Source organism: Nocardia sp. NPDC101769, from assembly GCF_044766925.1.
Lineage (GTDB): Bacteria > Actinomycetota > Actinomycetes > Mycobacteriales > Mycobacteriaceae > Nocardia.
In genome coordinates, this window is record NZ_JBIWMX010000081.1 from 1 (window position 1) to 10263 (window position 10263).

General features: G+C 65.6%; 11 protein-coding genes and 2 pseudogenes. 6 read left to right on the forward strand and 7 right to left on the reverse strand.

Annotated features, from left to right (window positions below; all coding sequences use genetic code 11):
* Positions 1-49: 49 nt before the first annotated feature.
* The 3 genes and pseudogenes from ACIRRA_RS44805 to ACIRRA_RS44815 all read right to left on the reverse strand — a co-directional run bounded on the left by ACIRRA_RS44805 (position 50) and on the right by ACIRRA_RS44815 (position 2647).
* Positions 50-241 carry a hypothetical protein gene (locus ACIRRA_RS44805; RefSeq protein ID WP_402781880.1) on the reverse strand — a complete coding sequence of 64 codons (192 nt, stop codon included), beginning with the start codon at positions 239-241 and terminating at the stop codon, positions 50-52.
* 476 nt (positions 242-717) lie between these two features.
* A pseudogene (locus ACIRRA_RS44810) lies at positions 718-993 on the reverse strand (transposase); the annotation flags it as partial.
* A gap of 439 nt (positions 994-1432) precedes the next feature.
* Positions 1433-2647 carry an FAD-dependent oxidoreductase gene (locus tag ACIRRA_RS44815; RefSeq protein ID WP_402781882.1) on the reverse strand — a complete coding sequence of 405 codons (1215 nt, stop codon included), beginning with the start codon at positions 2645-2647 and terminating at the stop codon, positions 1433-1435.
* 692 nt (positions 2648-3339) lie between these two features.
* On the opposite strand from ACIRRA_RS44815, the pseudogene ACIRRA_RS44820 reads away from it, so the two are divergent.
* The 3 genes and pseudogenes from ACIRRA_RS44820 to ACIRRA_RS44830 all read left to right on the forward strand — a co-directional run bounded on the left by ACIRRA_RS44820 (position 3340) and on the right by ACIRRA_RS44830 (position 5079).
* Positions 3340-4728: pseudogene (locus tag ACIRRA_RS44820) on the forward strand (MMPL family transporter).
* Positions 4722-4859, forward strand: a complete 138-nt coding sequence (locus ACIRRA_RS44825) for a hypothetical protein (RefSeq protein WP_402781884.1) — start codon at positions 4722-4724, stop codon at positions 4857-4859. The pseudogene ACIRRA_RS44820 and the gene ACIRRA_RS44825 overlap by 7 nt, the downstream one beginning before the upstream one ends.
* An 82-nt stretch (positions 4860-4941) precedes the next feature.
* The gene (locus tag ACIRRA_RS44830; RefSeq protein ID WP_402781885.1) at positions 4942-5079 is read left to right on the forward strand and encodes a hypothetical protein; all 138 of its coding nucleotides are present in this window, start codon (positions 4942-4944) and stop codon (positions 5077-5079) included.
* 41 nt (positions 5080-5120) lie between these two features.
* Here ACIRRA_RS44830 and ACIRRA_RS44835 read toward each other — a convergent pair whose 3' ends face one another.
* The 3 genes from ACIRRA_RS44835 to ACIRRA_RS44845 form a co-directional block, all read right to left on the reverse strand.
* Positions 5121-5462, reverse strand: a complete 342-nt coding sequence (locus ACIRRA_RS44835; RefSeq protein WP_402781887.1) for a hypothetical protein — start codon at positions 5460-5462, stop codon at positions 5121-5123.
* A gap of 642 nt (positions 5463-6104) precedes the next feature.
* The gene (locus ACIRRA_RS44840) at positions 6105-6404 is read right to left on the reverse strand and encodes a hypothetical protein (protein WP_402781889.1); all 300 of its coding nucleotides are present in this window, start codon (positions 6402-6404) and stop codon (positions 6105-6107) included.
* Between the two features lie 119 nt (positions 6405-6523).
* Positions 6524-7663 (reverse strand): MFS transporter, encoded by a 1140-nt coding sequence (locus ACIRRA_RS44845; RefSeq protein ID WP_402781891.1) that lies wholly within the window; start codon positions 7661-7663, stop codon positions 6524-6526.
* 217 nt (positions 7664-7880) lie between these two features.
* Here ACIRRA_RS44845 and ACIRRA_RS44850 point away from each other — a divergent pair, with 217 nt between their 5' ends.
* On the forward strand, positions 7881-8258 hold the full coding sequence (locus tag ACIRRA_RS44850; protein WP_402781894.1) for an ArsR/SmtB family transcription factor: 378 nt from the start codon (positions 7881-7883) through the stop codon (positions 8256-8258).
* Between the two features lie 165 nt (positions 8259-8423).
* On the opposite strand, the gene ACIRRA_RS44855 is transcribed toward ACIRRA_RS44850, so the two are convergent.
* Positions 8424-9587 carry an FG-GAP repeat domain-containing protein gene (locus tag ACIRRA_RS44855; RefSeq protein WP_402781897.1) on the reverse strand — a complete coding sequence of 388 codons (1164 nt, stop codon included), beginning with the start codon at positions 9585-9587 and terminating at the stop codon, positions 8424-8426.
* Between the two features lie 65 nt (positions 9588-9652).
* On the opposite strand from ACIRRA_RS44855, the gene ACIRRA_RS44860 reads away from it, so the two are divergent.
* Positions 9653-10015 carry a DUF6879 family protein gene (locus ACIRRA_RS44860; protein WP_402781903.1) on the forward strand — a complete coding sequence of 121 codons (363 nt, stop codon included), beginning with the start codon at positions 9653-9655 and terminating at the stop codon, positions 10013-10015.
* Positions 10012-10212 (forward strand): helix-turn-helix domain-containing protein, encoded by a 201-nt coding sequence (locus ACIRRA_RS44865; protein WP_402781900.1) that lies wholly within the window; start codon positions 10012-10014, stop codon positions 10210-10212. Before ACIRRA_RS44860 ends, ACIRRA_RS44865 begins: the two co-directional genes overlap by 4 nt.
* Positions 10213-10263 lie beyond the last annotated feature (51 nt).

Genomic DNA, 10263 nt, shown 5'->3' on the forward strand with positions numbered 1-10263 from the left:
CAGGAGGAGACCGCACCAGCAGAACTCACCGCCTGACCGATATTTCGGATCACGCGGTGACCACCCCAGCTACACCACTCCCCGGGACTTGACCCTTTTGCCGGTTTCTCGCTGCGGCGGCGTCAATAACGCCTTCGGTCTTCTTCGCGCGTTTGGACAGGTCATTGAACTGTTCGGAGAGATTTCCCATTTGAAGACCCCTCTCGGTGTCGATTCCTGTGTGGTCGTTCACGACGATCAATGCCCCCTACCTTCTCCCACTGTGCACCGCTATAGCGGACCGGGCGTCGGAGATGCCGTCGCCGACCTGGCGACCCCTAGCACAGAATGGTGCCTATTCGGACTGGCTGCCTGTGCCTCGCGGCCCAGTAACCCCGGCGATTCATGACGACATTCACGACGACAACGGCGACGAAAAGCCTAGCATTCCCACTTCCCCGAACTACACCACTTCCGCCGATACATCGCGCCTAACGTTTGTTTCCCCGGCGTCTCCAGCAACCGCCCGAGCGTCTCCCCGCGGCCGCAGGGAGACGCCGAACTTAACCTCCACCTTTCGCCGGGTCGTGGGCCCGGCCTGATCGGTTTCGGATTGGTTTCCGGTCGCTGATCAGCGGCCGGTGGGCAACGCAGGAAAGCCCGGTCAGCGGGTTTCTGCCGGGTTCCACGGGCCCAGATGAAGGTCCTTTCGTCGGTTGTAGGGATGGTTCGGTCTGGTCAGCCTGGGTGCAGGCGCTGCAGGGCGATCAGAAGCAGGCCGCTGCCGCGGTGATGGCGGGATAGGCGCAGATGGACGCGGCGAGCGTGCCGGGCGATCCGGGCGGGGATCGAGAATAGTTGCAGGCGTAGTGTTTTCGGTTCCCAGCGGCGGGCGGGATGGTCGTGCAGGGCGAGGGTTTGCAGCCAGGCGGTCAAATCGAGGGCGATCGCGACGATCGCGACCCAGATCCGGTTCGCGTCAAAGGATTTGAACGGCAGGTTTCGCAGTCCGGTGAGCCCATATCACTGGCCATCGAGAGCTCTACCCCACACTCGGCGCGGCCACCTTCATCGACCGCACATGGTCCGACGACGACCTGTTCGACCTCGGTCTCGCACGACTACTCGACACGGTGATACCTACTGTCGGCCCGCACATTGCCCCCTCCTGAAGCGCACCCGACAATCCGGGACGGGAGCGCGTCTTCATCGCACCAAAGTCGCGTTCCGAACCGAGCTCCCAAGGCACACAGGCGGGTCGCGATTCGAGTGGAACCAGAGGACCAGCGCTTGGTCGAGCGGATAGGTCCGACCCATGCAGTTCTTGGTGTCTATCGCGACAGAGCATCTCCCGCTCACCGCACGCCATCGAGTGCACTTGTTCCGGTGAGCCGGAGACGGTCCCGGGCTGGGTCCGCCTCCGGCTCACCGGGCTTCGGGGATGTGAGCGAGATCAGGCCGATGCGACAGGCAACAAGTCCTGGCCGACCAGTTGACGTCCGTGTACGGCCGATTCGCGCACGGCGTCGAAGCCGTAGCCCCGCATTGCTTCCTCGTAGTCGCGCAAGGCCTCCGGCAGCGGCCGACCGGCGGCGGCCTCGGTCAGGCGGCCGGTGAGTATCTGTGCGTCCCGCAGTGCGGTGTTCGCGCCGATGCCGATGGCCGGGCTCATCACATGGATGGCGTCGCCGAGCAGCGTGACCGAGGAGGTGTCCCATGCGGCCAGGGGAACACTGGTGCGTACCGAGACCGCGAAGATCGACGCGGGATCCTGGCAGGACACGATATCGACCAGTCGAGGATCCCAGCCCTGCAGCAGGGATACCGTCAGCGCTCGCAGTTCCGCCCCGCTCATGGCGAACAGCTCCTCATCGGTGCTCGGGAACTGCTCCCGCCGGGCACCGAAGACACAGGTGAGGTAGTCGCTGTCGGCGCTGAGGGCAATGCTCGGCGCCAGCCGTGCGGTCACCCGATCGATCGGTTCGCGGTATTGCACCGGGGCCAGGCCGACGAAACGTCGGCCCGGTCCGACGACAGTGGTCCACAGGCTCAGCAATTCGGGTGGGACCGCCGCACGAGTCTCGTTGTCGGCGAAGGGAATTTTTCCGTAGAGCAGGCGCAGTCCGGCGTCGATCACCTGTGCCTGGGGGAGATGCTGCTGGCGTACAGCCGAATTGACACCGGCGGCGCCGACCAGGATGTCACCGGTGGCGCTGGAGCCGTCGGTCAGATGCGTGGTGACCGTGCCCGCGGGATCGGTGGTGTAGCCGGTGACGCGGGCCCCGAAGTGTACGACCTCGTCCAGGCCCGATAACAAGATCTGGCGCAACGTGTTTCGATTGACCGCCAGATGGCCGCCGCCGGGCAAACCCGCGACCCGCGGCAAGTCCTGCGCATGTCGCAGCGCGAGGTGATGGTCGAAGGTGTCCATCCTTGATCCCGGGACTCCGGCGGTGGCCGCGAACACTTCGAACGCCTCCGGCGCCAGCACCGCCCGCAGCGCGGTGATGCCGTCGGCGTTGATGCGGATGCGGTAGCCCTGGTTGCGGAATGCCGGGGTGGGGTCCTTCTCGTAGACGGTGACGCCGATCCCCGCCCGGTGAAGTCCTTGCGCGAGGGCCAGTCCGCCCAGTCCGCCTCCGGCGATGATGACATGCAGATCCGACACAGCCGTGTCCCTTCTCAATGATGAAATGAAAAGGGACGCACCGGGATGTGCCTCGCGGGCACTGTACGGGCGACTACTGCGCCATCCGGACTACCTACCGGACCGTGGCTTTCGTACGTCCGACACCACTGTAGCCAGCGGCGACCCAACAGTGTTATCCCGCAGCCGGATTGCGACCGAATCCGTCACACCGTACGAGAACTCCGGTGAAATCCTCCATTCCGGGCCAGAATTGGACGTCATCGATCGTGGATCTGCTGGCGACCGATGGCGTGCCGCAGATCGGATAGTGATCGGCGGACCAGGGCGGTGAGGTCCGCGGTGGGGTTCTCTGCCCAGCGGTCGTAGGCGGTGTTGAAGGCGATGATCGCGCCCTGCGCGGCGTAGGTCGCTGTGTGGGTGGGAACCCCGCGTTCGGGGGTTCCGGTAGCAACCGTGCGAAAAACAACACATTTGGGCTTGGCCCGGAGAACTGGGGCGCAGTCGGAGGAAGTTGGAAGACCTGCGCCACCCACGAGCGGGACCGGGATTCACCGCGGTGATCGGATGGAATACCGACCACTCGGATGCAGGCCCTTAACTGACGTTCTGGATGTCCTCGACGGGAACCGGGTCCTGCTCGCCGAACTTCTGGAAAAGAACCTACCCATGGCGCGCTGCATACCGCCACAAGCCAGTTCGCGCTCATCGGGGTGGGCGTCGGGTACGCCATGGTGGCCCTCATCAGTCACCTGCTGGTGGAGCCCAGCTTCGGGCCGGCCCTGATGGCCATGATCGGCCTGGGCGTCGGAATTGACTACGCCCTGTTCATCGTGACCAGATACCGGCAGGCGCTTACCGATGGTCTCGACCCGCGCGAGGCCGTCGTCCGCTCCATGTCGACCGCCGGGCGCGCCGTATTATTCGCCGCCACAACGGTACTCATCTCGCTGTGCGGCCTGTTCCTGGTCGGTCAGCCGTTTCTCGACGGTCTGGCCGTCGGGACGATCCTGGCCGTGCTGCCCGTGCTGGTGGCCACCGTGACTTTGCTCCCGGCCCTGCTCGGCTTCGCGGGTCGAGCCGTCGACCGGTGGCATGTGCCGGGCCTGCTCCGATCCGGCACGGCCTCCGCCGAGCGCGGTCTGTGGTGGCGATGGAGCCGGGTGGTGCAACGCCGTCCGGTGCTGTGCGGGTCGGCCGCACTGCTCGCACTGCTGATCCTCGCCGTGCCGACCTTTGCCATGCGGTTGGCCTTCAGTGATTCGGGGAACGACCCTGCCGAACTCACCACCCGCCAGGCGTATGACCTGTTGTCGGACGCGTTCGGGCCGGGCTTCAACGGTCCCCTTGTGCTGGCCGCCGAATTGCCCGGCGCGGCAAACGATCACGCGGTGCTCACCGAATTCGAACAGCGACTCGCCGGACTTCCCGGCGTGGCCCGGGCGACGGCTCCCAGCTACAACGCGTCCGGTGACGCCGCGGTGGTGACGGTCTACCCGACCAGCGACCGGCAGTCGGCGGACACTGCGGCACTGGTCGATCGGCTACGCAATACGGTTGTCCCGCAGGCGACCGCGGGAACCGGCGTGCGGATTCTGGTCGGCGGGCAGACCGCGGCAGGAACCGACGAGTCGGCGCACCTGGGGATGCGGCTGCCGTGGGTGATCGGATTGGTGATCCTGCTGTCCTTCGTTCTGCTCATGGCCGTATTCCGTTCCGTCGCAATTCCGCTCAAGGCGGCGGCAATGAACCTCTTGTCCATCGGTGCCGCTTACGGTGCCATTGTCGTGGTCTATCAGTGAGGGTGGCTGTCGTCGATCTTCGCTGTCACCCGGACCGGGCCTATCGATCCCTGGATTCCGCTGATGATGTTCACCATCACCTTCGGATTGTCTATGGACTACGAGGTTTTCCTGCTCTCGCGCATCCAGGAGGAGTGGCGTCGACGGCGGGACAACGGCGCGGCGGTGGCGCACGGGATCGCCGCGACCGGGCGGATCATCACCGCGGCCGTGGCCATCATGGTGTGCGTCTTCGGGTCCTTCGTCATCGGCGATCGCTACGCACCCTCAATGTCTTCGGATTGGGTCTCGCCGTGGTGATTCTGGTGGACGCCACCCTCGTGCGCATGATCCTCGTCCCCGCGATCATGCAACTGCTCGGCAGAGCCAACTGGTGGCTGCCCCGGTGGCTCGATCGAATCACTCCACATCTCGCCATCGAACAGGAGTGAGGGGCGGTGCTGTGCCGGCGCCGGCGACACCTGGTGCTGGCACAGTCGACTCATCCAAATCCGGATACTGGGACCCCTGCAGGTGGTCGCTGACGACAACGTCACGGAGATCGACGGTGCACGCCTGCGCCTGGTCGCCGAACGTACCGGTGAGGACTACATCGACACCGACCGCACCTGTGTGCATATCGATGCGTTCTGGGGCGGCCGCAAGGGCTGAATCGCGCTCGGTCAGCTCTTGTCCGGACTGGGGGCGGCGGGTCAGGCGGCGGGCGGCAGTCCGGCGATGGCGCGCTTGAGGTCGGCCAGGGAGATCTTGCGGTCGTCGTCGGTCTCGGCCAGGCCCTCGTTGATCCAGCCGCGAATCAGCGCCGACCGGTCCACACCCCGCACTTCGCAGAGCGCCTCGATGGCCTTGCGCTGGCGCAGAGTGAGTCGGACGGTGGTCACCACCAGCTGCTCGTCCATGGGTTCGGTGACCGGCGGCAGCTCGGGGGTGGGTGCGCTGTCGTCGATGGCCAGCTCGCCGGCCTCGAATGCGTCGGCCAGCGCCAGCGCCTCGGCGAGGTCGCGGGCTTCGTCATGTGCGTCGCGTTCTGTCATCGCTGGCTCTCCCATTCCTCGAAATCAGCAATGTCCTGCGGGTTCGTCATCGGTTTCGCGCCGATGATCTACCAGTCCAGTCCGCCCAACGCCCGCAACGCGCCGATGATCGGCTTCCCGGCCTCGGTGCGTGCCCACACCTGCAAGACACGTAATCCGTCCTTGCTGGTACTCATGCGCGGCCACCGCCTCGGGCTGTCCAACACTTCGATGACCTCGGCGTGGGTGAGACCGGCCTGGGTCAGGCGTGCAGCCGGCCACGGCAACCATTCATAGGCACACAATCGAGAATACAGCGGTAATACGACCTGGTCGAGTTCTGCCAATGTGGCTGACCACGATAACTGTCACTGATCTACATGGCGGGCTGGCCGTTGCCGCGGTGCTGGCCGCGGTATCTGTCACCGTTTGTCCATCCTTGTTGTCACCACAGAATGCGCGGCGGGATTGTCCCGGCCTTCCTCACCCCCCGCACGAGACCGGCTACCCGCTGACCTGTCCTAGGTCACGGTCCGCGCCGCCGTCGACCCGCGCTGCCGGCCCCACCCTTGACCCGGCTGACGAGCCGCGCAAGCGGTCGAGGACACCCGCCGAGGTCAGGGTGGTCTTCATGTCCATCAGATAGCCGGCGGCGGTGTTGCGCTATTGTTTTGCCTCCGCTCGGGCCGTGCGGAGGGTCGAGATCGCCTGCACGGCAATGGCACCGCCCGCGCCAGCCCATGGCGGCAGGGCCAGTTCGTGCGCGGCTAGCGCCGCGACCGCCGGCAGTTCCAGCGACTTCAACCCGAGCACGGCCCGTGCTGGTTTCAGCTTCAGTGCGGTCAAGCCCTTCTGGAGGTCTCGCAGGGGCTTGCCGAGGTCCCGTTGCACCAGGTCCTGGATGTACATGTTCAGCACGGCCGGATCGTCGATTCGATCCAGTCGTGCGAACTCGCCGGCCATGTCGTCGAGATGGGGGTGAAGGTGGCGAACTAGCCCAAGCTGTCCCCACGTCCTCGTGAACGGCGGACATGTCGTGGTGCATCACTGGAAACGGTGCCGTGCCACGGCGTGCCGGCGGGTCAGGCGGGGGTGAGGGTGGGGCGATTGCGTAGGATCGCGGCGGCGGCCAGCGCGGACAGTGTCAGTAGGGTCAGTGCGAAGGTCGTCGCGCCGGTCGAGAGGCCGACCGCGTCGCTGAGGTACCCGGCGCTGACGGGCAGCAGACCGGCGGGGATGTAGCCGCCGATATTGAACGCCGCGTTGGCTTCCGCCAATCGAGCGGCCGGGATGGCGTGGTTGAGCAGCGACAGCCCACCGAGCTGGCCCAAGCCCTGGCCGGCCCCGGCGAGCAGCGCCGAGGTGATCAGGTAGGTCGGCGACTGGGTGTGGACGGCGATCACGAGGGTCGCCATCGCCAGGGCGGTCGCGACGGCGGAGATCGTCATGGTCGCCGGGCGCGGCAGGGACCGGGCGGCGAACTGGACGGCGGTGGCGGTGAAGAACATCGCGAAGGCCATGGCGCCGGGGACGATTCGGTTCGTCGTGCCGAGCAGGCCGGACAGCAGGGCCGGGCCCAGGGACAGCACGAAGGACGTGGCCGTGATTCCGGGCGCGAACACCGCGATGCCGAGGAAGAGCTGGTGGCGGTTCGCGTGGGGCACCCGGGGCACCCTGATCCATGAACCCGCATCCCGGTGCGCCGGACGACCGACGGGCATCCGCAGCACCGTCACGAAAGCGGTTGCCAGCAGCGCGATCTCGACCCCGAAGACGGTGACGGTCGGGGCCGGGACGGTCTCGGACAGGACGCCGGACAGCAGCGGGCCGACGCCCGCGCCCAGGACCATCGCGGTCGAGGCGAACAGCGCGCCCAGGTGCTTGCGCTCGGGTCCGGCGACATCGGTGACGGCGGCCATGCCCGCGGAAACCGCCGCGCCCACCGCGATACCGGTGAGCAGGCGAGCGATCATCAACGCGATCACACCGGGCGCGGTGGCGAAGATCAGGCATGCGGCCGCCGCGAGGATCAGCGCCGGGATGAGCACGGCTTTGCGGCCGAGCCGGTCCGAGGCGACGCCGCAGACCAGCAGCGATCCGAGCAAACCGACGATGTAGAACGCGAAGACCACGGTCATGGTGCCCTTGGAGAACCCGAAGTCGCGCTGCCACAGCACATACAGCGGCGTCGCCGCGTTCGAGAGCACGAAGACGGCGGTCACGGGCCATGCCGCGAGCCAGATCCACCATGTCGGGGCGACGCGAGATTCGGTTCCGAGATCGATCGGCTCCCCGGCTTGTGCCGGACGGGATTGTGTCGCAACCACTTCCACTACCTCCACTCAAAGTTCGAATTGACTCGAACTAGTACGAACGGAGTCGAACATAGCATGCTGTACGATCAAAGTCGTACAAGCGTCGACAGTGAGGAGTTCATCGATGCCGGCCAAGCAGCACCCCGCGCCGAAGTTCACGCTCCCCGCGGAACCGGACGTCGTGCCGGATCCGTTGCCCGAACCCGGACTCGACGAGCTGCGACTCGAGACCGTCATGGGCGCGCTCAGTGACCCGCTGCGGCTGCACATCGTCCAGAAGCTGCTGCTCGAATCCGAGGCCTACGACCACTCCTGCGGCTGGTTCGGCATCGACCGCCCGAAATCGTCACTGACGCACCACTTCAAGGCGCTGCGCGAAGCCGGTGTCACCCGCCAGCGCCAGTACGGCCTCGAACGCCGTAGTCAGGTCCGTATCGACGACCTCGAAGCCCGCTTCCCCGGCCTGCTCGACCTCGTCGCCACATGGGAGCCCGCGGACTGACGCCCGACGGGTGTGATGGCCCCGTCAGGTTGGCGTCACGAACGCTGATCGTTGTCGGTGCCGGGCTGATTCTCGCGCCGGGACGCGATGGCCCGTGAGGGCCAGTGACGAGTAGTGCGGTCAGCTGGTGAGGCGATGGGCTGTTGGGTTCATGGCTACGGGGGGTCAGGCGGAGTAGTCGATGGGGTCGCCGAAGGTTCCGTCGCCGCGGCCGTATCGCAGGGTGATATTTCCTGTGGCGGTGTTGCCGACGACCATGTCGAGGATTCCGTCGCCGTTGAAGTCGGCGAGGATCGGGGTGGACAGGGGCATGAGTCCGCCGGAGGGGTAGGTGGTCGGCGGGCCGAAGGTGCCGTTGCCGGTGCCGAGAAGAACTGTGATGCTGGAGGTTCCGGCGTTGGCGACGACGAGGTCGAGCTTGCCGTCGCCGTTGAGGTCGGCGAGGTCGAAGCATTGGGGGAGTAGGCCGCCGGTTTGGACGACGGTGGGTTTGGCGAAGGTGCCGTCCCCGTTGTTGAGGATTATGGATATGGTGCTGTTGACCAGATTCGAGAACAGGATGTCCGGCTTGCCGTCGCCGTTGAGGTCGCGCGCCATGCCGAACCAGGCGGTCTGAGCGCCCTCGTTGAGGGTGATCGGTGGTTCGAAGGTGCCGTCGCCACGCCCGCGGAAGATCTGGATGGTGTTGTTCATGTAGTTGCCGCGCAGCAGGTCGAGGTTGCCGTCGCCGAAGAAGTCGGCGACGTCGGCGGATCCGGAGCCGATTCCGCCTTCGGTGGAGACGGTGGTTGCGGGTTCAAAGGTGCCATCTCCGTTGCCGAGCAGGATCGACCAGGAGGGGCTTTGGTTGGAGGTGGCCAGGTCGAGGTTGCCGTCGTGGTTGAAATCACCGACGACCACTGCGCCAGGCGCGAATCCGGTTGGGTAGTTGACGGCATCGTTGAAGGTGCCGTCGCCTTTGCCGGTCAGGATCGAGACGGTACTGGAGGTGAAGTTGGTGACGGCCAGGTCGGGTATGCCGTCGTGGTTGAAGTCGGCGATGGCGACGTAGTCGGCTTGTCCGCCGGTGGGGTAGTGCACGGCGGGTTCGAAGCCGCCGCCCGGCTTGCCCAGAAAGACTGATATCCCGTTTCCGAGTCCGAAGTCGCTGAATACGACATCCGGGATGCCGTCGCCGTTGAGGTCGGCGATCGCGGGGACCGCGGGTCCGATCAGATTGGGGATGGTGTCTGCGATGGCGCGACCGCTCATAGAGCCGGGGCCCACGAAGGATGTCCCTGTGATCACCAATGACACGAAGGCGATGACAGCAAACCTGATGCGCGACACTTGCACTCCCATGGACGAATCTCTCGTGGGAACCCTAGGGGTTTCCCACGGCTGGGAGGGGTTGCCTGCCGGTCACGGTTTGGCCGGCACAGGGCAAGGTAATCCGGCGCGTCCGGGTCGTATCCGAACCTCACACCGATTACACCCGATTCGCACTGGCCGTCGCGCCGTTGAACATCACTGCGGGAGAGGACGTTCGATACATACCTCGTCACAAGATTGATGAGGCGTTGCTCAGTGGTGATGACTGGTGGATCTTCGATGATCATCTAGTTGCGTTCAGTGTTTTCAGCCCTGACGGCGCTGACGAGGGGTTGGCGACTACCACCGATCCCGTGATTGCGGCTCATATCCGGAAGGTCCGAGACCACGTGTGGCCGATGGCGATCCCGTATGCCGACTACATCGGGGTGTCCACGGATCGGTGACCGACCCTGCGCAGCAATCGAGAGAAGCCCTTGGCGGTCAGTTACGAGAGATCCGGAAGGATGCCGGACTGACCGCGAGGGTGCTCGCGCATGCCCTTGCGTGGCCGCCGTCGACGGTTTCGAAGCTCGAGCACGGGCACCAGACCCCAGTGAGGTTGCGTCCAATAGCGTGGTGTAGCAGCAGCATTGGATGCTGAGCTTGTCGCAATCCCCGGACAGCAGGGTGGCCACCGCGTGATCCTTCAGAA